Origin of the sequence: Nocardia brasiliensis ATCC 700358 (assembly GCF_000250675.2) — a bacterium.
Taxonomy (GTDB): Bacteria; Actinomycetota; Actinomycetes; order Mycobacteriales; family Mycobacteriaceae; genus Nocardia; species Nocardia brasiliensis_B.
Map to the genome: position 1 here is coordinate 3,692,865 of NC_018681.1, position 24,865 is coordinate 3,717,729.

General features: G+C 68.9%; 17 protein-coding genes. 8 read left to right on the forward strand and 9 right to left on the reverse strand.

Going from position 1 to position 24,865, the window contains the following annotated elements:
- Positions 1 to 47: 47 nt before the first annotated feature.
- The 8 genes from O3I_RS16735 to O3I_RS16770 all read left to right on the forward strand — a co-directional run bounded on the left by O3I_RS16735 (position 48) and on the right by O3I_RS16770 (position 16,120).
- Positions 48 to 980, forward strand: a complete 933-nt coding sequence (locus O3I_RS16735) for a LysR family transcriptional regulator (RefSeq protein WP_014984127.1) — start codon at positions 48 to 50, stop codon at positions 978 to 980.
- Between the two features lie 88 nt (positions 981 to 1,068).
- A complete protein-coding gene (locus tag O3I_RS16740; protein WP_014984128.1) occupies positions 1,069 to 2,835 on the forward strand; it encodes an AMP-dependent synthetase/ligase in 1,767 nt (588 codons plus the stop codon).
- A gap of 143 nt (positions 2,836 to 2,978) precedes the next feature.
- Positions 2,979 to 4,229, forward strand: coding sequence for an NAD(P)/FAD-dependent oxidoreductase (locus O3I_RS16745; RefSeq protein ID WP_041563909.1), 1,251 nt, complete (start codon positions 2,979 to 2,981; stop codon positions 4,227 to 4,229).
- On the forward strand, positions 4,226 to 4,831 hold the full coding sequence (locus O3I_RS46310) for an SGNH/GDSL hydrolase family protein (protein ID WP_014984130.1): 606 nt from the start codon (positions 4,226 to 4,228) through the stop codon (positions 4,829 to 4,831). Before O3I_RS16745 ends, O3I_RS46310 begins: the two co-directional genes overlap by 4 nt.
- A gap of 29 nt (positions 4,832 to 4,860) precedes the next feature.
- Complete coding sequence (locus O3I_RS16755; protein WP_014984131.1) at positions 4,861 to 11,391, forward strand: type I polyketide synthase; 6,531 nt, start codon at positions 4,861 to 4,863, stop codon at positions 11,389 to 11,391.
- Complete coding sequence (locus O3I_RS16760) at positions 11,388 to 13,409, forward strand: beta-ketoacyl synthase (protein ID WP_014984132.1); 2,022 nt, start codon at positions 11,388 to 11,390, stop codon at positions 13,407 to 13,409. The genes O3I_RS16755 and O3I_RS16760 overlap by 4 nt, the downstream gene beginning before the upstream one ends.
- The gene (locus O3I_RS16765) at positions 13,406 to 14,962 is read left to right on the forward strand and encodes a PfaD family polyunsaturated fatty acid/polyketide biosynthesis protein (RefSeq protein WP_014984133.1); all 1,557 of its coding nucleotides are present in this window, start codon (positions 13,406 to 13,408) and stop codon (positions 14,960 to 14,962) included. Before O3I_RS16760 ends, O3I_RS16765 begins: the two co-directional genes overlap by 4 nt.
- A 153-nt stretch (positions 14,963 to 15,115) precedes the next feature.
- Positions 15,116 to 16,120: an acyl-ACP desaturase gene (locus O3I_RS16770; RefSeq protein ID WP_014984134.1), complete on the forward strand. Its 1,005-nt coding sequence runs from the start codon at positions 15,116 to 15,118 to the stop codon at positions 16,118 to 16,120.
- 61 nt (positions 16,121 to 16,181) lie between these two features.
- Here O3I_RS16770 and O3I_RS16775 read toward each other — a convergent pair whose 3' ends face one another.
- The 9 genes from O3I_RS16775 to O3I_RS16815 form a co-directional block, all read right to left on the reverse strand.
- Positions 16,182 to 16,871: a DUF998 domain-containing protein gene (locus O3I_RS16775; protein WP_014984135.1), complete on the reverse strand. Its 690-nt coding sequence runs from the start codon at positions 16,869 to 16,871 to the stop codon at positions 16,182 to 16,184.
- On the reverse strand, positions 16,868 to 18,043 hold the full coding sequence (locus O3I_RS16780; protein WP_237748312.1) for a lipase family protein: 1,176 nt from the start codon (positions 18,041 to 18,043) through the stop codon (positions 16,868 to 16,870). The genes O3I_RS16775 and O3I_RS16780 overlap by 4 nt, the downstream gene beginning before the upstream one ends.
- Before the next feature lie 201 nt (positions 18,044 to 18,244).
- Positions 18,245 to 19,057: a carbohydrate ABC transporter permease gene (locus tag O3I_RS16785; protein WP_014984137.1), complete on the reverse strand. Its 813-nt coding sequence runs from the start codon at positions 19,055 to 19,057 to the stop codon at positions 18,245 to 18,247.
- Entirely contained in the window at positions 19,047 to 20,015 is a 969-nt protein-coding gene (locus tag O3I_RS16790; RefSeq protein ID WP_014984138.1) for a carbohydrate ABC transporter permease, read from the reverse strand. Before O3I_RS16790 ends, O3I_RS16785 begins: the two co-directional genes overlap by 11 nt.
- A gap of 3 nt (positions 20,016 to 20,018) precedes the next feature.
- Positions 20,019 to 20,876 carry a metallophosphoesterase gene (locus tag O3I_RS16795; RefSeq protein WP_014984139.1) on the reverse strand — a complete coding sequence of 286 codons (858 nt, stop codon included), beginning with the start codon at positions 20,874 to 20,876 and terminating at the stop codon, positions 20,019 to 20,021.
- Positions 20,873 to 22,246 (reverse strand): ABC transporter substrate-binding protein, encoded by a 1,374-nt coding sequence (locus O3I_RS16800; protein WP_237748313.1) that lies wholly within the window; start codon positions 22,244 to 22,246, stop codon positions 20,873 to 20,875. The genes O3I_RS16795 and O3I_RS16800 overlap by 4 nt, the downstream gene beginning before the upstream one ends.
- A gap of 45 nt (positions 22,247 to 22,291) precedes the next feature.
- Positions 22,292 to 23,425, reverse strand: a complete 1,134-nt coding sequence (locus O3I_RS16805) for an ABC transporter ATP-binding protein (protein WP_014984141.1) — start codon at positions 23,423 to 23,425, stop codon at positions 22,292 to 22,294.
- A 12-nt stretch (positions 23,426 to 23,437) separates the two neighbouring features.
- The gene (locus O3I_RS16810) at positions 23,438 to 24,331 is read right to left on the reverse strand and encodes an alpha/beta fold hydrolase (protein WP_014984142.1); all 894 of its coding nucleotides are present in this window, start codon (positions 24,329 to 24,331) and stop codon (positions 23,438 to 23,440) included.
- Entirely contained in the window at positions 24,328 to 24,852 is a 525-nt protein-coding gene (locus O3I_RS16815) for a YiiD C-terminal domain-containing protein (protein ID WP_014984143.1), read from the reverse strand. The genes O3I_RS16810 and O3I_RS16815 overlap by 4 nt, the downstream gene beginning before the upstream one ends.
- Positions 24,853 to 24,865: the final 13 nt, after the last annotated feature.

Sequence of the window (24,865 nt, forward strand, 5' to 3'; positions counted from 1 at the left end):
ACCCGGCGGCGCTTACCTTTCGGGTACGCGGAAAAGGAGCCGGCGGCATGGAGTTCCGACATCTGGTTTCATTCATCACGATTGCCGAAGAGCTGCATTTCGGCCGCGCAGCGCAGCGCTTACATCTCACGCAGCCCAGTCTCAGTGCCCAGTTGCAGAAGCTGGAGAAGTCGTTGGGCGTGCAACTGGTCGCACGCAACTCGCACGAGGTCAAACTGACCCCGGCGGGACGGGAGTTCGAGAGTCAGGCCCGGATCATCGTCGCTCAGATGGACCGGGCGGCCCAGGTCGCGAAGGCGACCGCGGCCGGACGAGCAGGGACGCTCAACATCGGTTACAACCTGCCTGCCAGCAGACATGTGCTGCCGGAGGCGCTCACGAAGATGACCGAGCTGCACCCCGACATCGTGGTGTCGCTGTGGGAGAAACGGACCGGGCCGCAGCTCGCGGCGCTCATGGACGGATCACTCGATCTGGCGATGGTGTACGGGCACCCGAGTACCACGGATTTCCGGTATCGGCGGCTGCTGCACCGGGTTCCGCTGGTGGCGGTGGTCGGGCGACGGCACCGGTGGGCCGACCGGCCCGGGGTGCCGTTCGCCGAACTGGAAGGGCAGGAGTGCGTGCTGTTCGCCCGGGAACAGTGTCCGGCCATGTACGACTCGATCTTCCGGGCGGCCGCGGACACCAGGATCACGCTGTCGGTGGCGCAGACCGCCGACGATCCCGGCGCGACCGCGCACATGGTGTCGGTGCGCCCGCTGGTCGGGTTCGCGTCACTGCCGCGGGCGATTTCGATGGGTATGGGTGCGCCGGGCAGTAGTTCGGTGGCGGTGAAATTGTTCGATCCGGTACCGACGCTCGATTTGTACGCGGTGTGGCGTGCGGACGAGACGAATCCGGCGGTCGCATTGTTCTTGGACTGTGTCGATTCCCCCGGACCGGCCCGTATCGATATTGCCCGTGCGGTGTCGGCCTGAACGCTTCGATAGGCCATGACATTCGCGCGGTAGGAACCGCGATATCGACCGGACCGTAATTCGGTGGCGGCGCGCAGAATTCGACATTGTGACCACAGAGTTTACGCACCCCGCCGAATTCCGTCCCCGAGTCTCCGTCACCGCGGTGTCCAGCACCGAGAACGGCGTCGACCTGCCGGACAACGCGAGTTTGTACTCGGTGATTTCCGGCGCGGCGGCCGCGGACCCGCAACGGCTTTCGCTGTGTGGCGCGGACGGAACGCAACTCACGACCGCCGAGGTGGATCGGCGGGCCCGCGCACTGGCCTCGGCCCTGGCCGCGCGCGGGGTCGCGGCGGGGGACCGGGTCGCGATCCTCGGCCGGACCAGCCTGGAATGGGCACTGCTGGATTGCGCGCTGCTGGCCCTGGGCGCGGTGGTGGTTCCGGTCTATCCGACGTCGTCGGCCGCGCAGATCGCACACATCCTGACCGACAGCGGCAGTGCGTATTTCGCGGCCGAGGACGAGACGGACGCCGCGCGGCTGCGGGCCGAGGGCGCGGCAGTGGTGTGGACCTTCGCGCAGCTGGCCGACTGGGCCGGCGGCGAGGTCGACGCCGAGCTGGCCGATCGGATCGCGGCGGTGCGTCCCGACGATCTGGCGATGATCGTCTACACCAGCGGGACCACCGGAGTTTCCAAGGGCTGCTTGATCACTCATCGCAACATGTTCGTCTCCTCGGCCAACACGGTGCGCCAGACCGGCGATATGTTCGACGGCACCACGGTGCTCGCGCTGCCGCTCTCGCACGTGTTCGGGCAGACGATCCTGTTCGCGTGCCTGTTCGGTGGCAGTCGCACGCATCTGCTGCCCGGTATTCCGGATCTGGTGCCCGCGCTGCCGCGGCTGCGGCCGACGTTCTTGGCGCTCATCCCGTTCGGGTTGGAGAAGATCCGGAAGTACTGCCGCACGCTGGTGTCCGAGGCCGAAGAGGCGACGGCGGTCGAGCGGGGGTTGGGGCTGCTGGGCACGCGGGGGTACCTGGATCCCGCAGATCGATCGCGAGATACCGAACACGTTGGCACACAGGCTGTTTCCGGTGCGACAGTGCACCCGGTCGCCGCGGCTCTCGGCGGCCGGTTGCGCTACGTGATCTCCGGCGGCGCCTCGCTCGACGACTCCACCTCCGGCTTCTACGCGGGTTTCGGTGTGGTGCTGCTGAACTGCTACGGACTCACCGAGGCGGCGACCGCGGTGACGGTCAGCGCGCCGGCGACCAACCGGCTCGGCACCGTCGGCCGGCCGATTCCCGGCACGTCGGTGGCGATCGCGGCGGCCGACGGTGAGGTGCTGGTCGGTGGGCCGCACGTATCGCCCGGCTACTGGGGCGCGGCCGCGGATCAGTCCGTCGTGGACGCCGAAGGTTGGCTGCACACAGGAGATCTCGGGGAACTGGACGCCGACGGCTTCCTGCGGATCACCGGGCGGAAGAAGGAGATCCTGGTGACCTCCGGGGGCAAGAACGTCGCGCCCGCACCGCTCGAGGACCGGGTGCGGCTACAGCAGGTGGTGAGCAACTGCATGGTGGTCGGGGAGGGCCGCGACTACGTGACCGCCCTGATCACCTTGGACGCGGCGCAGGTACAGCGATGGCGCGAAAACGAGCCCGACGGTGATCTGACCGCCCTTGTCCAAGCCGCGGTCGACGACGCGAATTCGCTCGTTTCGCGGGCCGAATCCATCAGGGCATTCCGGATCGTCGAGGGTGATTTCACCGTGGAAGACGGATTGCTCACCGCATCGCGAAAGCTGCGCCGGGCAGCGATAGCCGAGGCGTTCGCCGCGGACATCGCGGAGCTGTACGCGCGCCGTTGAGCGCGCGGCGGCAACCGATTTCCGTGCCGCATTGAATAGGCACCGCCGATCGCCCCATGAATTACGGCTGGGCGCGGTGGATTACGCCGCAGATCGACCACAGACTCGAAAAAGAATTCAGCCTACTGGAAAGTGATGCGAACATGTACGACGTCATCGTTGTCGGAACTCGGGTCGCGGGCGCGCCGCTGGCCATGCTGCTCGCCCAGCGGGGCTACAAGGTCCTCGCCGTGGACCGTGCCACCTTCCCCAGTGACACGCCGTCCACCCATTACATCCATCAGGCCGGCCTCGGCTTCCTGAAGTCGTGGGGGCTGCTGGACAAGGTGGTCGCCGCGGGCACCCCTGCGATCCGGCACCTGAACTTTTCCTACACCGACATCGTGATCAAGGGCTTCGCGAACACCTCGGCCGACGGTATCGACGCCGTGTACTGCCCGCGCCGCACGGTGCTCGACAAGATCCTGGTGGACGCCGCGGGTGACGCGGGCGTCGAGGTGATCCACGGATTCACGGTCAACGGACTGGTTTTCGACGGCGACCAGGTGGCCGGGATCCGCGGTCAGGTAGGCGACGGCGCCGAGCGGGAGTTCCGGGCCAAACTGGTGATCGGTGCCGACGGTTCGAACTCGACGGTCGCCAAGGCGGTGGGCGCCGCCGAGTACGAGGGGTCTCCGGCCGCGTGCTTCATCTACTACTCGTACTACGAGGGTGTCGACTGGGGGATGCAGCACCGCACCGGTTTCGGCGAACAGCAGTTCGCGGCGTGGCCGACCAACGACGATCTGTCCCTGGTCGCGGTGATGCGCAAGCGGGACCGGTTCCGCGACTTCCGCACCGATCCCGACGCGGGTGTGCAGGCGATCGTCTCCCAGATCGACCCGGAACTCGGTGCGCGCCTGCGCGATACCGGCAAGCGGGTCGAGCAGTTCCGGCCCATGCTCTACCCGGACAACTACCGCCGCCGGTCCTTCGGTCCGGGCTGGGCGCTCGTGGGTGACGCCGGGTACCACAAGGATCCGTTCACCGGCTGGGGTATCACCGACGCCTTCAAGTACGCGCAGCTGCTGGCCGATCTGGCGCACGAGGGACTTTCGGGCGCCCGCCCGATGGATGACGCGCTGGCCGAGTACGAGCGCGAGCGTGACGCGCAGAGCGCCAGCACTTTCGAACTGACGCTGAGCATCTCGGAGCTGTCGCTGACCCCGTACTACGACTCGGTGTTCCGCGCCACCAGCTACGACGAGGACTACATCAAGGGCTTCTTCGGCTTGATCGCCGGCATCTACCCGCCGGAGAAGTACTTCGGCGAGGCGGAGCTCGCGGCGCTGTACGAGAAGGTCGACTTCCCGGCCGCGGCCCGGCATGTCACCAAAGACGGAGTGACCGCGTGAGCGCCCCCGGCCTCGTCGCCCTGGGCGACAGTTTCGTGGAGGGCCGCGGTGATGCCGCGGCCGGGGGCGGCTATCGCGGATGGGTGCCCCGCCTCGGCGGGCAGCTCGGCCTGCGTCCTGCCGTCGTACGCAACTTCGGTACACACGGTGCCACCACTACAGCGGTGCTGGAACAGCAGCTGCGCCTTGCCGTTTCGACGCGAGCCAGCCTCTACGGTGTGGTGGTCGGCGTGAACGATCTGGTCAGCGACTTCGACGCGACCCGGTTCGAACGCAACCTGGAGACGCTGTTCGGCACGTTACGTGCCGCCGGTGCCACGGTTTTCACGGCCAGCTATCCGGATATCCCGGCACGGCTGCCGGTACCGGACAAGTTTCGTGCGCTGCTGCGCGAGCGGTTCGTGTTCGCCAACACGGTGCTCGCCGACGTGACCGCGGCGACCGGCACCCTGTTGCTCGATATCGCGGCCACGCCCGAATGGGAGCAGCCGCAGGTGTGGACCGCCGACGGACTGCACCCGAGTTCGCTCGGCCACCACCTGTTCGCCTGCGGCGCCGCCGAACTCATCGCGTCGCGCACCGCGACGACCGTCGCCGCCTGATCTTTCCATCCGGTTCGAGAGGAACTTTCGTGACAGACGACAGACGCCTGGCGCGCAACCCGATCGCCATCGTCGGGATGTCCGGGCTGCTGCCCAACGCGCACAACCATCGAGAGTATTGGCAGAACATCGTCGACGGCGTGGACTGCACCACCGAGGTGCCCGCGTCCCGCTGGCGCCTCGACGACTATTTCGACGCCGACCCGGACGCGCCGGACAAGACCTACTCGCGCCGCGGCGCCTTCCTGCCCGATATCGAATTCGACCCGCTGGAATTCGGGCTGCCGCCCAACCAGCTCGAAGTCACCAGCACCATGCAGACATTGAGCCTAGGCGTCGCGCGAGATCTGCTCACCGACGCGGGAGCGGTGGACTCCGCCTGGTACGACCCGGGCCGCACCGGGGTGGTGCTCGGCACCACCGGCCCGGTGCCGCTGATGCATCCGCTCGCCGCGCGACTGTCGACGCCGGTGCTGAAGGAGGCGGCGCGTTCGGTCGGGCTGTCCGACGACGACGCGGACGCGGTCGCGGACAAGTTCGTCGCGGCTTTCGCGCCGTGGGAGGCGAATTCGTTCCCGGGCCTGCTGGCCAACATCACCGCGGGCCGGGTCGCGAACCGGCTCGGGCTCGGCGGCATCAACTGCACCGTCGACGCGGCCTGCGCGGCCTCGCTGGCCGCGCTGCGCACGGCGATCGCCGAATTGCAGGACGGCCGTGCGGACATGATGATCACCGGTGGCGTGGACACCGAGAACACGATCTTCATCTACCTGTGCTTCAGCAAGGTCGGCGCGCTGTCGTCGAGCGGGCAGATCAGCCCGTTCTCGGCGGACGCGAACGGCACGCTGCTCGGTGAGGGCATCACCATGCTCGCGCTGCGGCGGCTCGACGACGCGCGCCGCGACGGCAACCGGATCTATGCGGTGATCCGGGGGCTCGGCTCGTCCAGCGACGGACGCGCGAAAAGCATCTACGCGCCGCGCGCGGGCGGTCAGCGGGTCGCGCTCGACCGCGCCTACGCCGACGCGGAGTGCTCGCCCGCCGATGTCGCGTTGATCGAGGCGCACGCCACCGGCACCCCGGTCGGGGACAAGACCGAGCTGTCGGCGCTCAAAGGGCTACTGTCCGAGGCGACTTCGGAAGCCCGGTTCGCCGCGCTCGGCAGTGTGAAATCTCAGATCGGGCACACCAAGGGCGCGGCGGGCACCGCCAGCCTGATGAAACTGGCGTTCGCGCTGCACCAGAAGGTGTTGCCGGGCACCATCAACGTGGCGGCGCCCAACGCCGAGATCGCGCCGGTCGACGCGCCCTATTACGTGAACACCCGCACCCGGCCGTGGATCCGGGACCCGCAGCGCCCGATCCGGCGCGCCGCCGCCTCGGCTTTCGGCTTCGGCGGCACGAACTTTCACGTGGTCCTGGAGGAAGCCGACTCGGTGCGTGATCAGCCGGTACTGCACCGGACCGCGCGGGCGCACCTGTGGCACGCGGCGGACGTCGCCGGACTGATCGACGCGGTGCGCAGCGTCGAACCGGTGGACGGCGGCGACATCCCGGACGACCACCCGCGCATCGGCTTCGTGTCGGTGGACGACGAGAACGCCGAGCACCTGCGCGCGCTCGCCGTGGACGAACTGGTCCGCAGGCCCGACGCTGCCGCGTGGGATCACCCCGAGGGTGTGTACTTCCGGGCTGCCGCGCTGCCCGACCGCAAGGTCGGTGCGCTGTTCGCCGGGCAGGGCAGTCAGTACGTCGACATGGGATCGGATGCGGCGCTGAACCATCCGGCCGTCGGTGCGGCGTTCGATACGGCCAACGCCGCGTTCGCCGGGGCGCCGGTCCGGCTCTCCAGTGTGGTGTTCCCGCCGCCCGCCTTCGACGAAGAGACGGCGCACGAGCAGGAAACCGCTTTGCGCCGAACCGAATTCGCGCAGCCGGCGATCGGCGCGCTGTCCGCCGGGCAGTTCGGGGCGCTGACCGGGTACGGGTTCCGAGCCGACGGATACCTCGGGCACAGCTTCGGTGAGCTGACGGCGCTGTGGGCCGCCGGCGCGCTGGGCACCGATGACTTCTTCGGGCTGGCCAGGGCGCGCGGTGCGGCGATGACGCCGGCGCAGGGCGTGGCCGCGGGCACGATGGCCGCGCTCGGCGCGTCCCGGGAGACGGCCGGGGAACTGCTCGACGGCGTCGACGACGTCTGGATCTGCAACCACAACGCGCCGGATCAGGTGGTGATCGGCGGCGGGACCGACGGGGTAGCCGCCGTCGTGGCGCGGGCTACCGAGCGGGGCCTGGTCACCAGGGCGCTGCCGGTGTCCGGTGCGTTCCACACGCCGTACGTCGCGCACGCGGTCGACGCGTTCGCACGGGCCACCGCGACGGTGTCCATCGGAGTGCCCGACGCACCGGTGTACGCGAACACACCGGGTGCGCGGTACGGCGGCGATGTCGCGGCCAATCGGCAGTTGCTCACCGAACAGCTCAGCAAGCCGGTCGAATTCGCCGCGGCACTGACCGCGATGCGGGAATCCGGCTGCACGGTGTTCGTGGAGTTCGGCCCGAAGCAGGTGCTCACCGCACTGGTGCGGCGCACGCTCGGTGACGACGTGATCGCCATCGCCACCGATTCCGGGCCCATCGGCAACAGCGATCTCGCGCTGGCACGGGCCGCGGTGCGGCTCGCGGTGCTCGGGTTCGGGCTGCACGGCATCAACCGGCACACGGCACCGGCCGCGGTGCGACACCGGCCGAGTCGTCCGATGACGGTGACGATCTCGGCCCCGGAGTATGTCCCGCAGACGCGGCGCGCGGCTTACGCGGCGGCGCTCGACGACGGATATCGCGTGCAGGCGGTAGCGGCGCAGCCGGATGTGCCGGCTGCCGTCCCCATCTCGGCGCCGGTCGACACCGTGGTCGATCGGCAACCCGAAAACACAGTCGTGGCACCTACTTTCCTCGAGGCGACGGAGACCACCGTGTATCAAGCCGCACAACCCTACGATCCAGGTGCCGACGCGCTGGACAGCGCGCTCCATCAGCACCTGCAGACGCACCGGCAGTTCCTGGACGGGCAACTCGATCTGGCCCGCGGACTCGCCGGCGTGCTCGGCAACGGCGCGCTCGACGAGTCGACGCTGCGGGCGGTCGAAGCCGTCAAGGAGCACGGCGTGGCGATCAGTGAAAGTCACTCCCGGGCCAGCGAAGTGCTCGCGCAGCTGGCCGAGCTCGAGAGTGGGTTCGCCCCGGTGGCGCGTCCGGCCGCGCCGCCACGGCGGGTCGAATCCACGCGGCAGTCCGCGATCGAGTCCGCGCCCGAGCGGAGGGGACTCGGTGCGGTGGAAAGCGCGACCGTGCACGCTGTTTCGGAGCCGCAGCGCAACGGGCATGCCGCGTCCACGGCAGTAAAAGCGCCGGTGGCCGACGCGCCCGGCGCTGTGTCTGCTGCTGCGGCGGCCGAAGCAGCGACGCCGGTGGTCGAGACATCCACGCCGGCGCCGGGGACCGAGGGCCGGGTTTCGACCGACGCGCTGCGGCAGGCTCTCCAAGAGGTCGTCGCCGAGAAGACCGGTTATCCGGTGGAGATGGTCGATCCGGCCATGGATCTCGAGGCCGATCTGGGCGTGGACTCGATCAAGCGGGTACAGGTGATCGGGGCATTGCAGGAACGGTTCCCGGACCTGCCGAATCTCGGTCCGGAACAGCTCGGCACGCTACGCACATTGGACCAGATCGCGGACTTGCTGGGCGCGGCTGAACCGGCGGGCCAGGCGGAGCGACCGAGCACAGCGGACGCCGGGTCGAACGGCGTACCCGCGGCGGACACCAGTCCCGTTGCCGCACAGGCCGACACCGGCGAGGTCAACGGCGAGGTTCTGCGGCGCGCGCTGCAGGAAGTCGTCGCCGAGAAGACCGGTTACCCGGTCGAGATGGTCGATCCGGCCATGGATCTCGAGGCCGATCTGGGCGTGGACTCGATCAAGCGCGTACAGGTGATCGGGGCATTGCAGGAACGGTTCCCGGACTTGCCGAGCCTCGGCCCGGAACAACTGGGCACGTTGCGCACGCTCGACCAGATCGTCGACGAGCTCGCGCCGGCGGTGGGCGGTGATGTCCACCCAAAAGCTGAAGCCGCGGCCGAAACGCCGCGGCACACCGTCGAACTGAGTGCGCTGCCCGCGCTGGACCATGCGGAGGGGGTGTACTCCGGCGAGGCTCGCGTGGCACTTGTCGACCTCGCCGGGGGCGCCGACGCGGACTGTGCCGCGCTGGACACGGCGTTGACCGCGCTGGGCTGGTCGGTGCGGCGGCTGAACGCCGCCGAGGCGACCGACGTCGTGCGCGCCGAGGCAGTCGACGTATGCGTCGGCGTCCTCAGCGGCGGTGTCACGGAATGGGATGCGGCACAGCGGGTGTTGACCGATGCGATTCTCCTCGCCGGGCAGGCGGTGCCGCGGTTACGGCAGTCCGGTGACCGGGCCGCGTTCGTCACGGTGACCCGGCTCGACGGCGGGCTCGGGTTACGCGGGCGCGCGGCACCGGTGCACGCGCTGCTGGGCGGTGTCGGCGGTGTGGTGAAAACGCTTGCCGCGGAACATCCGTCGCTGTTCTGCCGGGCGCTGGACGTCGATCCGGATGTGGCGCCCGCCAAGCTGGCCGAGCTGGTGACGGCCGAGCTGTTCGATCCGGCGCGGGACACGCTCGAGGTCGGTATCGACGCGGCGGGGCAGCGGTGGACCCTGGTGCCGAGCGGGTACGCGCCCGCCCGGTCGGTGTCGGCTGTCACGCCGCTGGACGAGCAAGCGCCGAGTGTGCTCACGGCGGACGATCTGCTGGTGGTGACCGGCGGCGCCCGCGGGGTGACGGCGACGTGCGTGCTCGCGCTCGCCGCCCGGAGCGAGGCTCGGTTCCTGCTGCTCGGGCGCTCGGAGTCGACGCCGGAACCCGAATGGGCGGCGGGCGTTGCCGAGGCGGATCTGAAGGCTGCCGCGCTGCGGGCGCTCGCCGGCTCCGGAGCCAAACCGCGGGATATCGAACGCGCCTGCGCCGGCGTGCGTGCCGCGCGGGAGATCCGGGCGACGCTGCACGAGTTGGGTTCGCGGGCGGAGTATCTCGCCGTCGACGCGACCGACGAGACCGCGGTCCGGACGGCCCTCGAACCATGGCGCGACACGATCACCGGCGTCGTGCACGGCGCAGGCGTGCTCGCCGATTCCATGATCACGGACAAGACCTCCGAAACGATCACCCGAGTCCTGAACCCCAAGCTCACCGGCCTGGCCACGATCCTCGCGGCCCTGGGCTGCCGGGCCTCGACAGCTGAACCGGTGTCTGCGGTCGGGCTGGTGGGCGAGGCCGAAACCGCAGGTGCCGCTTCGGCCGTGCACGCTGCCGGTGGACTACGGCACCTGATCCTGTTCACCTCCGTGGCCGGGTTGTTCGGTAACACGGGGCAGGCGGACTACGCCGCCGCGAACGAGGCGCTGTCCCGGTTCCCGGCCAGTTGGCGGGGTGCGCATCCGGATTGCCATGTGACCGCGATCGATTGGGGCGCATGGGACGGCGGGATGGTGACTCCTGAACTGCGGCAGCACTTTCAGGACCGTGGCATCGCGTTGCTCGCGCCCGAGGCCGGGGCGGCGGCTTTCACGGAACAGTTCACCGTGGCACGAGCAGATGATGCGGTCGTGCTCATCGGGCCCGGGAACGGACTGTCCGGCGACAGCACGGTCGCACCGGGCGTCGTCCGAGCGCGGCGCATCGTCACCGGACTCACCGACGATCCGATCATCCAGGCGCACCGCATCGGCGAGCACATCGTGCTGCCCGCCACGTTCGGCTTGGGCGCGATGGCCGGGCTGGCGGAACGCGCGCTGGCCGGCCGGACAGTGGTGGGCGCGCGTGACTTCCAGGTGCTCAAGGGCCTCGTGTTCGACCGCCCGGTGGACGAACTCGAGCTCGAGGTGCTGCCGGGCGCCACCACGGACGGCCGGACACTGGTCGACGCAAGCATCCGCGGGGACGGTGTCCTGCACTTCCGGGCGACCTTGCTGCTGGCCGCGGCGGCGGAAACCGCACCGCACAAGGCGATTCCGAGCGGGTCGGCCAGTGACGCGAACATCTACCGGGACGGCATCCAGTTCCACGGTCCGGCGCTGCAAGGTCTGCGCATGGTGCGGGCCGCCTCGGACGACGCCATCGTGTTCGATTGCGCGCTGCCCGCGGCGCGCGTAGCGAACGGCGCCTACGCGAGCCGGTTGCACGACCCGGTGCTCGCCGATCTGATCCTGCAGGGGCCGCCGGTGCTCGGGTACCGGCTGCTCGGCGCGGCGTGCCTGCCGCTCGGTGCCGGCCGCGTGGACTACTACGAGCCGCTGCCCGGCGACGAAAGTTTCGTGCTCATCGTGGACAACCCGCGGGCCGGACGATTCGACGCACGCATCGATGCCACCGCGGTCACGGCGGACGGCACGGTGCTGCAACGTTTCTCGGATGTCACCGTGGTTACCACGCCGGATTTGACAGAGAAGTTCCAGACCTCGGTGAGGAGGTGGATGGCATGACAGTGCTGGAATTCGACGGCATACCGTTCGATCGAACGGGTACGGGTATCGCCGCGCAAGCCGCCCCGCACGACAGCGCGGCGGTGGCCGGTGACAGTGCATCGCACACCACGGCGGGGAATCCGTTGCGCGACGGGGACGGCGATTCCCGCCCACCACGACTCATGCAGCCGCTGAGCGAAATCCGCGCGGGGGTAGTGACTGCTCATCGCGCGGCACTCGCCGCCCAGGTGGCTTTGCAGCGTGCAGCGTGGCAGCGGGCCGTTTCATCCGAGGCTCATGGCCGCAGCGGGTCCGGGCTTGCCCGGAAACATGATTCGGCGGCGGCACCGGCAGGTGCCGGTGTGCAACCGTCCGCCGATCAAGTAACTCCCGCAGCACCGGAGCCGGCCTTCAAGCCGTTGGCGCGGACCCGGCGCACCGCCCTGGACCGAGACGCGTTGCAGCGACTCACCGACGGCGACCTGGTCGGGGTGTTCGGCACGGCTTACCACCGCCACGGGGTCGACTCCGCAGCCCGGCTCGCCGCCGGACAGCCGCTGGCGCTGACCGGAGTGACCGCCATCGAATTGCGCGGCGGTACCGGGAAAGGCCGTCTCGCCGCCACTTTCGACGGCGACCCGCACGCGGCGGCAGTGCAGGCGGCCGAGTTGTTCGCGCTGTTCACCGGGATGCACCTGTGCCTGTCGGGCAGCACGCTCGCGGCCGCACCGGTGCGCGGCCGCGCCGAGCGTGCGGCGGGCACACTCGAACTCCTTGTCACCGACATCGATCTGATCCCGCGTCCGTACGTCACCGCTACGGTGGCTTTCGCGGGCGCGCAAGCGGACTCGCTGGTCACCGTCTCCGTCGTCGAGCCCGTCGGCGCCGCCGTCGGTCCCGGCGCGGCCGCCCCGGGCACACTGCTGAACGAATTCCACATGACGCATCTGTCCCGCGGCGATCAAAGCATCGCCATGGGACCGGAATTCGCGGAGTACACCGGCGTGCGCGCCACCCGGCTGCCCACCGGCGGTCTGCTGTTGGTCGACCGCGTGCTCGAATTCGACGGTGCTCGTGGACGTTTGGACAATGCCGCCTACACCAGCGAATACGATTCGCCGGCGGACTCCTGGTACTACGGCGACACCGCCAACGATTCGATGCCGCATTTCGTCTATATGGAGACCTCGTTGCAGGCGGCGCTGCTGATGGGGTATTACGCGGGGCCGACGCTCACTCAGCCGGGTGTCACGTTGAGCCTGCGCAACCTGGGCGGCGCGGCGACGGTACTGCGGCAGGTCGACCTGCGGGACAAGACGATCGAGCAGTCCTCCCGGCTGCTGTCGACCACCATCCTGCCCGGATCGTCGTTGCAGACCTTCGATTACACGCTGAGTGTGGACGGTGCGCCGTTCTACATCGGTGAGACCATGTTCGGCTACTTCAGCGACGAGGCGCTAGCGAACCAGACCGGACTCGACGCGGGACGGACCGCGCCGACCTGGCTGGACGAACACGCGGACGCGGCCGTCCGGCGGATCGACGTGGCCGCTCGCCGGGCCGACCCGCGGGCGTCGCTGTGTGCGCGGCGGACCCTGGCACTCATCGACGAGATCGATGTGGTCGACGGCGGCGGGAAATACGATGCGGGATATCTGCATTCACTGCGCGCGATCGACGGGTCGGACTGGTACTTCGAGCGGCACTTCCATCTCGATCCGGTGATCCCCGGGTCGCTGGGGGTCGAGTCGGTCGTGCACGCGCTCCAGGAGTGGCTGCTCGACGCGGGCTACGCGGAGGGCATGCGCGACCCGGTGTTTCGTATCCCCGCCGATATCGCCTTCAGCTGGCGCTACCGCGGGCAGTTCCTGCCGACCGACGGCACGGTCGAGTTGGAGGCGCACATCAAGGAGATCCGGCGCGGCCCGCGCGGGGTCACCGTTATCGCGGACGGGTCGCTGTGGAAGCCGGGCTTGCGGATCTACGAATTGCTCGACCTCGCGGTCGAACTCGTCGAGCGGGAGGACGAACAGTGACCGCATCGCGGACCGGTGTAGTCGCGGCGAGCGCCGCGGAGATCGCGGCGCTGCTGCTCGACGTGCGACGACCGTGCTGGATCGTGCGCCACGACGGCAGGGTGGGGGCGACGTCGGACGAGAGCGTAGCGGCCGGTGCGCAGGTGCTCGCCGCCGTCGCGCCGCTGCCGCCGGAACTACTGGGCGACAGGCGTTTCGCCGCCGCCCACGGCGTCCGTGCCGCCTATGCGGCGGGGGCCATGGCCAACGGTATCGCCTCGCCCGCATTGGTTTCGGCGATGGCGCGAGCAGGCTATCTGGCCTCGTACGGTGCCGCGGGCGTCACCCCCGCCGCCGTGGACTCGGCTCTCGGCGAGCTGACTCGCACACTGGACGGTAAACCGTTCGCCTGCAACCTGATCCACAGTCCGTCGGAGCCGGCGCTGGAGCGGGCGATCGTCGACTCTTGTCTGCGGCATCGGGTGCGTTGCGTGGAGGCCTCGGCGTTCATGGGGCTGACCGCGGAAGTGGTGCGCTACCGGGTGGCCGGGCTCGGGGTGGACCGGCAAGGGCGGGTCGAGGTCCGGAACCGGTTGATCGCGAAGGTATCCCGGGTCGAGGTCGCCGAGCCGTTCCTGCGGCCCGCACCGGCGCATCTGCTGCGCGGCTTGGTCGAAGCGGGCGACGTGACGGCCGAGCAGGCGCGGTTGGCCGAACAGGTGCCGATGGCCGACGACATCACGGCCGAGGCCGATTCGGGCGGGCACACCGACCGCAGGCCGCTGCTGGTGCTGTTGCCGGAAATCATCGCGGCGCGGGATCGGAGCACACTGCCCGCGGCGGCCGCCGTACGGATCGGCGCGGCGGGCGGCATCGGCACACCGGCGGCCGCGGCGGCCGCGTTCGCGCTGGGCGCGGCCTATGTGGTGACCGGCTCGATCAATCAGGCGACCCGGGAAGCCGCCCAGTGCGCGACCACGAAACAGCTACTCGCCCAGGCGGATTTCGCAGACTGCACGATGGCGCCCTCGTCGGACATGTTCGAACTCGGTGTGCAGGTGCAAGTGTTACGTCGCGGCACCATGTTCGCGGCCAGGGCGCAGCGGTTGTACGACACCTATCGTTCCTACCCCGGGATCGACGATATTCCTGCGGCATTGCGGCGCGACCTCGAGACGACGCTGTTCCGGCGGCCGCTGGACGCGGTCTGGCAGGACTGCGTCGCCTACTTCACCGAGCGCGATCCGGCACAGCTCGGCGGTGCCGCCGAAGACCCCAAGCGGAAGATGGCGCTGGTGTTCCGGTGGTATCTGGGCCTGTCTTCCGGGTGGAGTATCCGTGGCGAAGCCGACCGCGTCGCCGACTATCAGGTGTGGTGCGGGCCCGCCATGGGCGGGTTCAACAACTGGGTCGCGGGGACGTATCTGGCGGCGCTGAACAACCGGCATGTCGCCGACATCGCCGATCAGATGATGCTCGGCGCGGCCTTTCTGACCCGGGTCGCGCAGCTGCGGACCGCGGGTGTGCGGTTGCCCGCCGCGTGCACCCGGTTCGTGCCCCGGCCGCCGGCGTAACCCGCTGATCAGCGGGTACGCCGCGGTACCCGGCAAGGTGGGGACGGCGGTTGATTTGGCACCTACGGATCCGTAGGCTCGCTGAGGTTGTCGCGCGGACGGTGCGATCCGTCCGCGTCCCGGGTGAGCCGAAACGTCTGAGGGGAAACACATATGGGGCGTCATCTGACCCAGCTGGAGCTGCTCATCGAGCTCGAGCCGGTGGCCGCGGCGAATGTCGACCGGCACCTGTCGATGACGAAGGACTGGCACCCGCACGACTACGTGCCGTGGGACGAAGGACGCAACTTCGCCGCGCTGGGCGGCGTCGACTGGGATCCGGAGCAGTCGCGGCTATCGGACGTGGCCAAGGCGGCCATGATCACCAACCTGCTCACCGAGGACAACCTGCCGTCCTATCACCGGGTGATCGCCGAGAACTTCTCCCAGGACGGCGCCTGGGGCACCTGGGTGGGCCGCTGGACCGCCGAGGAGAACCGGCACGGCATCGTGATGCGGGACTACCTGGTGGTCAGCCGCGGCGTGGACCCGGTCGAACTGGAACACGCCAGGATGGCGGCGATGACGACCGGGTTCGACCCGCTGGCCGTCGCCGAGCGCCGCGAGGTCGACCCGGATGTGGTGCCGAACGCCGGCTTCCTGCTCGGTGTCGCCTACGTGACGTTCCAGGAACTCGCGACCCGGCTCAGCCACCGCAACACCGGACGGGTGTGCAACGACCCCATCGCGGACAAGATGCTGCAGCGCATCGCCGCCGACGAGAACCTGCACATGATCTTCTACCGGAACATGTGCGGCGCGGCGCTGGACCTGGTGCCGGATCAGGCGCTCGAAGCGATCACGCTCACGCTGATGAACTTCCAGATGCCGGGCGCGGAGAACCCGAACTTCCGCCGCTACGGCGCGCTGATGGCCAAACACGGCATCTACGACATGCGCCAGCACCTCGAAGACGTGATCATGCCGGTGCTGCGGATCTGGAAAGTGTTCGAGCGCAACGACTTCACCGCTCGCGGCGAGCAGACGCGCGAGCAGCTCGCGGCTTTCCTCGCGAAGTACGAGAGCGACATGCTGAAGTTCGAGGAACGCCGCGACCGGATCGCCGCGCGCCAGGCCGCCAAACGGGACTCCGCACCATTGACCACCACCGTGGTCTGAGCGGGTCACGACACCCGTACCCGGTGCGGACGCCGGGTACGGGCTGAGTGCGGCCGACGGATCAGTCTCGGTCGGCCCGCTGGGCGAGCCGGGGGAGCGCGGCGAGGACGACGACACCGGTCAGGATCCGCCAGAGCACGAACGGATCGATCGCCAGGCGTTCGGCCGCACCGGCGCCCAGGCCGAGATGATCGGTGGCGAGGCTGGCGATCATGCCGAACACGGTGACGACGATCAGCGCGACGGTGGCGAACGCGAACGCCCGATGCCGCCGATAGAGCCAGGCGATGACGATCATGATCGCGAGACCGGTCGCCAGCTCCACGATCGCCCCGGTGGGGTGCAGGACGGCGCGCGCCCGGCTGCCACCGGGAACCTCGTCCGCGCTCCCCGGAAAGAGGCCGACGAGCACGATGGCGACGCAATTGACCAGGGCCAGGAGGGGAACAGCCCGTCCGAGAAGGGTTTTCGGTAACAGCGGCGTCAGGCACCACGCCGCCCCGAGGACGAGCACACCGAGCAGCACGAACTCGGCCGACATCACCGCGTGCCACGGCGAGCAGATGTACCGCGACGGCACCAACCCGTACTGCCCCATGTCGCCGAGACATTCGGGCACCCCGAGGTCGCTGATCATGTTGCCGGCCCAGCCGTACCCGGGCTCGGCCCAGCGCGCCGCCACCACCGCCTGCACGAGGTAGTAGGACACCGTCAGGATCAGCAGCGCCGCACCGGCTTTCAGCCGCCTCATCGGCGACACGTCGTGGCCGGGGCGGGCTGTGCCGCGAAGCGGTCGTTGATCCACGCGGTCACGGACTCGCCGCGGGCCCGCCACGCCTCGTGTCCGCCGGGTAGCACGTTGTCCACCAGATTCGTGCCGAGCGAGCACATGTCGGCGACCGCCTGGTTGGTCCACGCGGTGCTGACCAGATCGTCGTTGTCGCCGCGGGAGATGAAGGTCGGAATGTCGGTGGCCGCCTTGGGCAGGTTGCCGCCGGCTTCGTAATCGGCCAGTGCGCGCCGCGCCGCGTCGTCGACGAACTGCGCGGCAGCGGGCGTGGCGGCCTGACCGATGGCCAGGTCCTTCAGCGTGGTCTGCCCGGTGCAGAGCCCTTCCAGCCGCGGTGCGGCGGTGAGCAGCGGACCGTGCAGCACCTTGTCGAACGAATAGTCCGGGTCGCTGTAGCGGACCGCCGACACCAGATAGGGCAGCATCATGTACTGCCCGACCGTCAGCGTCCTCGTCTCCGCGGCCTGTGCCAGTTCGCTGCGCAACGCCGGCGACAACAGCACATCCCCGATGATCTCGAGCTCCGGTGCGTAGGTCGCGGCCGTCTCCGCCGCGGACTCGGTGGCCCGCCCGCCCTGCGAAAGCCCCACCAGGACCACCTTTTTCGTCAACGGCAGGTCGAGTTGCCGGACCGCCCGGACGGAGTCGAGCACGTCGTACCCGGACGACTCGGCATGCAGGTACGGTGCCGCACCCGGCCCGTCGAGCCCCTGATAGTTGGTCATCACCACCGCCTTGCGGGCGTCGAGCAGGTTGGCGACGGTGACGTCGTTGCCGAACAGCGCCGGCGAGTTCGTGGGCGCGCAGTCACTGACCACGCCCGCGGTGCCGTGCGCGTACGCGACCAACGGCCAACCGCCCTCCGGCGCGGTGCCTTTCGGCAAATACACCGCGCCCGACACCTCGATGGGCGATTTGTCCGGTGCGGTGGATATGTAGCGGAAATAGGTGGCCGAGGCGGCCGCCGCGGCGATCGTGGGACCGCCGTTGGTGAGCGGCCGCTGGGCGAGCAACGTGCCCGGCCGCGGCGGGGGGTCCGGCTCCGCGTCGTTCGAGGCCGAGCCGCAGCTCGCGGCCAGCAGCACCGCGGTCGCGGTCAGGGAAACCCACGTCAGTGCCCTTTTCGGTCGCACGTTCCTGTTGCTCCTTCGATTCTGCTGCGCACCGTCGGTCGAACCCGTATCCAGCAAGATCAGGATGTCCTGTGATCGCCGTCTCCGCACGCGTCAGTGAGCGGAATCTCAACCTCGGCACCAATTCGTAACCCGCAGCGGCTGGTGCGTGCAGCCGGACTTCAGTGAGTTACGGCTGTGCTTATCGAAGAACCCTGCGCGTCACTTCAAGCCGGACCGCACGAAGGCGTTGACGATATGCCGTTGCAGCAGCAGGTACATCAGCAACACCGGCAGGCAGGCGAGGCTGGCCAGCGCCATCATCGGCCCCCACTGATCGCCCTCGGTGCCCATGAAGCTGCGCAGCCCGAGCTGCAGCACGCTGTTGGACTGGCGCAGCACCACCGCGGGCCAGAAGTACTCGTTCCAGGCGTTGATGAAGAGCAGAATGCCCAGGGCCGCCAGGGCGGGCCGCAGATTCGGCACCACGACCGTCCAGAGGATCGACCACGACGAGCGCCCGTCGATCTTGGCCGCCGCCACCAGCTCCTTGGGAAAACTCGCCATGTGCTGGCGCAGCATCAGCACCGCGAGCGCCGAGCACAGGGTCGGCAGCACGACGCCGATCAGCGAGTTGATCAACCCGAGCTGGGTGAGCAGCACGTAATTCGGCAGCATCGTCACCTGGAACGGCACCAGCCAGGTGCCGACGAACGCGAGGTACAGCAGCTTCTGCAACGGAAAGGTGTACATCGCGAACGCGTACGAGGCCAGCAGGGCCACCAGTAGCTGTCCCGCCGCCGACAGCGCGGCGATGAAGAAGGTGTTGCCGATCAGCCCCACCACGTCCACCTTGTCGGCGGCGTCGGTGTAGTTGGCGAACGAGATCGGCCACGGAATCGGCGACAGCGAGGTGACGTCTTCGGGGCGCCGCAGCGAGGTGGCGAACAGCCAATAGATCGGGAACACGCACACCACGGCGGTGACCGCGAGCAGCACGTGGCTGCCCGCGGTGCGCAGTCGTTCAATCATCATGGAAAGCAACCTTTTCCGAGATCCAGACCAGGATCCCGGCGAGCACACCGAATCCGGCGAACAGCAGCACTCCGGCCGCGGCACTCAGCCCCGCGTCGAAGGAGTGGAAGGCGTAGTCCCACAGCAGGTAGTAGATATTGGTCGTGGCCTGCGCGGGCCCGCCCTGGGTCATCGAATCGATCAACGGGAAGGTCAGCACCGGGCTGAGCAGCACGGTGGTGAGCACCAGGAACAGCACACTGGGGGACAGCAGTGGCAACGTGATCCACCGCCGGATCTGACCGGCGCTCGCACCGTCCACCCGCGCGGCCTCGTCGTAATCTCCGCTGATACTTGCCAATCCGGCCCACACCACCAGGACCGAGAAGCCGAGCAGCTGCCAGCCGGTGATCCCGATGATCACCGCGTGGGCCGTGCTCGCGTCGTACACCCAGTTGCGGTCCGAGCCGAGCAACTGGTCGACGAACCCGCCGCCCGGGTGCAGCAGCCACCGCCAAACAGCCGCTGCCGCAACGGGAGCGACGAGAAACGGGACGAAGATCAGCGCCTGATAGACCGTTCTGGCCCGCCCCCGCACCCGCTTGCTCGCCAGCGCGATCAACACCGGCAGTACCACGGTGAAGGGCAGCATGCCGAGGATCAGCGCGCCGGTGCGGCCGATCGATTGCCAGAACGCGGGCAGGTCCATCAGCCGGGCGTAGTTGGCGGTGCCGACCGGTTTCATCGGCGTGGTCGGCAGCAGATTCCAGGAGTACGTGGACAATTCAGCCGCCTGGACGAGCGGCCGGTAGGTCCAGATCACGAGCAGGAACAGGGCGGGTGCCAAGTACAGGTACGGCACCACGAACCGCCCCGCCCGGCGGAATCGGGCGAGGCGGGGCGCGGACGGCACCGGGGTGAGGGCAGCGGCCGGCTCGGCCGCCGCGTCGGCGGTGCGCGGCAGGTCGACGACGAACACGACCTACCGCGCCTCCGCCGCCAGTGCGGCGAGCTGGTCGAGCACGTCTTGTTCGGCTCTGTCGTAGACGGTTTCGGCGGGGGTGGCCTCGATCGCGGTGGCCACCATGGTGGTGCCGAGCAGGTCGATCCGGCTGTAGCCGAAGCCGACGAGTCCGCGGTGCCGTCCGACCGGTGCGATCGTGTCGATCCGGTAGGACAGCGGTGGTCCGATCCAGACCGGGATGCCGCCGAGCGCGGCCGCGGCGGTGAGGTGGTTGTGCCCGCAGATGATCAGCCGCACATCGGTTCCCGCGATCACCTCGGCGAGCAGCTCGGGCTGTTCGAGCCGCAGCAGCTCGGTGGTGGCGTTCGGCGACGGGATCGGTGGGTGGTGCAGGACGAGCAGCGTGCCGTGCCGCGCGGGTGTGCGCAGCTCCTCTTCCAGCCAATCGAGTTGCTGCGCTTCGAGTTTGCCGTCGTGGCGGCGCGGCGTCGTGCTGTCCAGCGCGATGACGCGCAACCCCGCGACGTCGAAGACCTGGTCGAAGGTCACGTCGGGATCCACTGCGGCGCAGTCGCTGTCGAGCAGTTCGGTGCCGAAGGCCGCCCGGTCGTCGTGGTTGCCCATCGCGTAGACGGTCTGCGCACCGAGTTCGGCGGCCACCGGCTCGACCGCGTCGCGCAGGCGCCGATACGCTTCGGGCGTGCCGGTGTCGGTGAGATCACCGGACAGCACGATGGCGTCGATCGGCTGCTGCGAGGCGCGAATCTGTTGCAGCACATGGGTGAGGTTGGCGTAGGTGTCCACCATCCCGTGCACCAGCTCACCGGGGGGCCGGATATGGGTGTCGGTGAGCTGGACGATCGTGACCGTGCTCATGAGGCAGGCAGCAGTTTGGCGCCCTGCTCGCGGGCGGCGGTGAGCGTGGACTGCGGATCCTTGCCCTGGAACACGATCGCCTCGACGGCGTCCATCATGCCGTCGCGGATCTGCAGATAGTTCGTGCCCGGCATCGACACCCAGGGCTCCATATTCGCCAGCTGCGCGACGTTCGGCGCGAGCAGCGGGTTCTCGGCCGACCACTGCTTCAGTCCGGCCGGGTCGTCCATCAGCCCGGTGCGCAGCGGGAGATACCCGATGCCGGACGAGATCTTGGTGTAGGCCTGCTCGCTGGTGAGGAACTTGATCAGCTCCCAGGAGGCGCGCTGCTTGACCGGGTCGTTGGACAGGATGTGCAGGGACGCACCGGAATTCGTCGGCACAGTCGGCTTGCTGCCGAAGCCGGGCATCGGCGCCGCGCGCAGGTCCCACTTGTCCTTGGCACCGGTGGTGAAGGTGCCCTGGATCGCGCTGGTCTCCAGGATCATGCCGATCTCACCGCGGGCGAAGGCCTCATAGCCCTGCTTCTGGTTGAGCTTCGGCATGCTGCCCGCCGCGACGAGTTGCTGGTTCATCCGCGCGACCTCGACGACGGGCTCGTCGGCGAAGGTGAGGTTCTTGCGATCCTCGGTGATGACTCGGCCGCCATTGGACCGCACCAGTGACTGGAAGCACCAGTCCTTGGCGGTCTTGGTGAGGCAGTCGACGTAGATGCCGCCCTTGCCGGTCTTGCCGGTGATCGCGGCCGACGCCTCCGCGACCTGCTGCCAGGTCGTCGGCGGCTTGGCCGGATCGAGCCCGGCGGCGCCGAAGAGCGAGGCGTTGTAATAGAGCACGGGCGTGGAGAAGACGAAGGGCACGCCGTAGGTGTGGCCGTCCCAGTCCGCGAGCGTGCGGGCCTTCGGCGCGTAGGGATGTTTCGCGCCGTCGAAGTTGCGCTGTACCGCGTCCTTGGAGACCAGCTTGTCCAGCGGTTTGGCGCCGAGCTGATGAATGGTGAAGTCCAGGTCGCTGAAGCCGAGTTGCGCGACATCGGGCGGGGTACCCGCGACCGTCTGGTTCTGGATACTGGAGATCGTGTCGGTGGCCGGGTTCGGGCTGTTGCCCTGCGGCTTCTGCGCGGTCACCGTGATATTCGGGAACTTGGTCCGGAAGTCGGCGATGAGCGTGTTGAAGGTATCGGTCCACGCTCCGGCGAGTCCGTAGTTGTAGGACTCGAACACGATGGACACCTGCTGATCCGGCTGCAGTTCCGGAATCTGTGCGGTGTCGGCGTTCGAATCGGTGGTGGTGCTCCCGAGTCCGCCGCATGCGCTGAGCGCGACGGTGGTTGCGAACACCAGGCCCAAGATGGGCGCGGTGCGTTTCACGGTGTTCTCCTCATTCATCGGTGTTTCGGACGGCGTTGTCCCGAGTCAGGCGACGGCGACCGGTGTTTCGGCGGTGTCGCGTTCGGTGTCCAGTTGTGGCTCCTGCCAGCTCATCCGCAGTCCGGAGGCCGGCTCGAACAGATGGATATGGGCGGGGTCGACGCGCAGTCCGATGCTGTCGCCGGCCTGTACGCCGACCGGCCGCGGCGCTCGCGCGCACAGCGTGTGCTCGCCGGTGCCGAAGTGGACGAGTTCTTCACTGCCCAGGTTCTCGACCATGTGCACGCGGCCGCGGATGTCCATCGCGGCCGGATCGAGCCGTAGCTGCTCGGGCCGGATACCCGCGGTGACCTCGATGTCCGCCCCGAAAGACGTGGCATCGAAGGGCAATTCGGCGTCGATACCCTCGGCCACCAGGTAGAGCCTGCCGCGGCGCTCGGTGATCACGCCGGGGAACAGGTTCATCGGCGGCGCACCGAGAAACCCTGCGACGAAAGTGGATCGGGGCCGGTCGTACAGCTCGGTCGGCGTGCCGACCTGTTCCACCTGCCCGGCGTTGAGCAGCGCGATCCGGTCGGCCATGGTCATCGCCTCGACCTGATCGTGGGTGACGTAGAGAAACGTCGCCCCGAGTCTGCGATGCAGCGCGATCAGCTCGGCGCGGGTCGCGCTGCGCAGTTTGGCGTCCAGGTTGGACAGCGGCTCGTCCATCAGGAACGCGCCGGGATCGCGAACCATCGCGCGGGCCAGGGCGACTCGCTGTCGCTGCCCGCCCGAGAGCGCCGCGGGCCTGCGGCGCAGCAGTTCATCGAGCCCGAGTACCGCGGCCACCTCGGCCACCCGCTCGGCGATCTTCGCCCGCGGCGTGCGCCGCGCCCGCAACGGGAACCCGATGTTCTTCGCCACGGTCAGATGCGGGTACAGCGCGTAGCTCTGGAACACCATCGCGAGGTCCCGTTGCTGCGGCGCCCGATGCGTGATGTCGGTGTCGTCCAGCATGATCCGGCCGCCGGTCGGGTCCTCGAGTCCCGCGATCATTCGCAGCAGCGTGGATTTGCCGCAGCCGCTCGGCCCGAGCAGCACCAGGAATTCGCCGTCGGCGATGTCGAGGCTCACCTCACGGACCGCGTAGGTCGCGCCGAATTGCTTCGACACCTTGTCGATGCGCAGTCTTGCCACCGGTTTTCCCCCTCAGCCGGGCAGTGCGCCGGCGACGATCCAGGTCGCGACACGGGCCGCGATCACCGGAGAATCCTTGACCCAGGTGAAGTGATCTCGATGCTCGACCGGCGCGTGCTCATCGATATGCCACTGGGTGACCGCGGCTTTCGGCATCCGGGACACCAGGAAGTCGACATTCGACTTGGGCCCGAGCACGTCGTCGGACAGCGAGATCGCCAGCACCGGCGTCGTCATGGCGCGCAGCAGCGTGTTGTACTGCCGCTCGGTGCCTTTCGGCCGGTAGTAGCTGGTGAGCGAGTGCATCGCCCAGTCGCGCATCACGCCGCCGGGCATCGGCGCCGGAATCAGCACGCCACCGGGCCAGTGCCCCTTCCACCGCGAGACCAGCCCGATCCACTGGATCTGGCTCAGTGCCTCGAACCAGCGGCGCGGCCCGAACGCCCACCAGAACACCGTCCCGGTGCCGATGACCGTGACCCCGGCGATCTCGCCGGGTTCGGCCGCCGCGTACAGCAACGCGAGCTGCCCACCGAGGCTGTGCCCGAAGAGGTGGACCGGCGCGTCCGGAAAGCGTTGCCGCACAGCGGCGACGATCGCGGGCAGGTCGACCTCGAGCATTTCCCGGTAACCGAAGTCGCGATGCAACCCGAGTCCGGGCCGGGCCTCGCCGTGTGCCCGCAGATCGCAGGTGGCCACCGAAAGGCCCTGGGCATTCAGCTCTTTGGCGAGGGAAAGATAGTTCTTGGCCTTCATCGCCATGGCCGGCAGGATCAGCACGACCGGCGCGCCCGGCTTCTTGCCCGGCAGGAACCGCACGGTGAAGGTGACGTCGTCGGCGGTCGATACCGTCGCCGCCTCGAGCGTGGCGAACCCCGCCCGCTTCTCGGCGTCCGCGGTGGTCACCGGTCGCCCTCGGTGATCGTGACGTCGCAGACGTAGTCGAAGGTGAATTTGGCGACCACGACGTCGCTGTCATCGACCAGCACCGCCTTGCCGGACAGCTCGAACCGGTTCGACACCGCGGCGTTCAGCACCTCGGCGAGTTCACGCTGGTCGACGGTGGCGATCGCACGGATCCGGCCCAGCGCGGGCTTGCGATAGGAGGCGGTGCCGGCGCGCAGCACCAAGCGCTCGACGGTGGACAGGCGAGCGGCCGCCGCACCGACGAAGGCGGCCGCGCCGCCGATGTCCGCGGCGGTGAACAGCGCACCGGCGTGCACGGTGCCCATGTGGTTGCGCACGGTGTCCACGGCCGGGATCTCGACGACGGCCCGCTCCGGGCCGATCTCGGTGATGACCGTGCCGACGTGGCGGCCGAACGGCACCATGTCCTGCGATACGGCCCGCAGGTAGTCGTAATCGACGGCGGCGCCGTCCAGTTCGGGGTAGGCGGCGGCGAAACCGGCGATCTCGCGCGTGGTCATGGGTACTCCCTGC

Bases quoted from the DNA above. Each gene is read 5' to 3' on its own strand.
- O3I_RS16735 (WP_014984127.1), top strand. From the start codon at position 48: ATGGAGTTCCGACATCTGGTTTCATTCATCACGATTGCCGAAGAGCTG.
- O3I_RS16745 (WP_041563909.1), top strand. From the start codon at position 2,979: ATGTACGACGTCATCGTTGTCGGAACTCGGGTCGCGGGCGCGCCGCTG.
- O3I_RS16760 (WP_014984132.1), top strand. From the start codon at position 11,388: ATGACAGTGCTGGAATTCGACGGCATACCGTTCGATCGAACGGGTACG.
- O3I_RS16770 (WP_014984134.1), top strand. From the start codon at position 15,116: ATGGGGCGTCATCTGACCCAGCTGGAGCTGCTCATCGAGCTCGAGCCG.
- O3I_RS16775 (WP_014984135.1), bottom strand. From the start codon at position 16,871: ATGAGGCGGCTGAAAGCCGGTGCGGCGCTGCTGATCCTGACGGTGTCC.
- O3I_RS16785 (WP_014984137.1), bottom strand. From the start codon at position 19,057: ATGATGATTGAACGACTGCGCACCGCGGGCAGCCACGTGCTGCTCGCG.
- O3I_RS16795 (WP_014984139.1), bottom strand. From the start codon at position 20,876: ATGAGCACGGTCACGATCGTCCAGCTCACCGACACCCATATCCGGCCC.
- O3I_RS16815 (WP_014984143.1), bottom strand. From the start codon at position 24,852: ATGACCACGCGCGAGATCGCCGGTTTCGCCGCCGCCTACCCCGAACTG.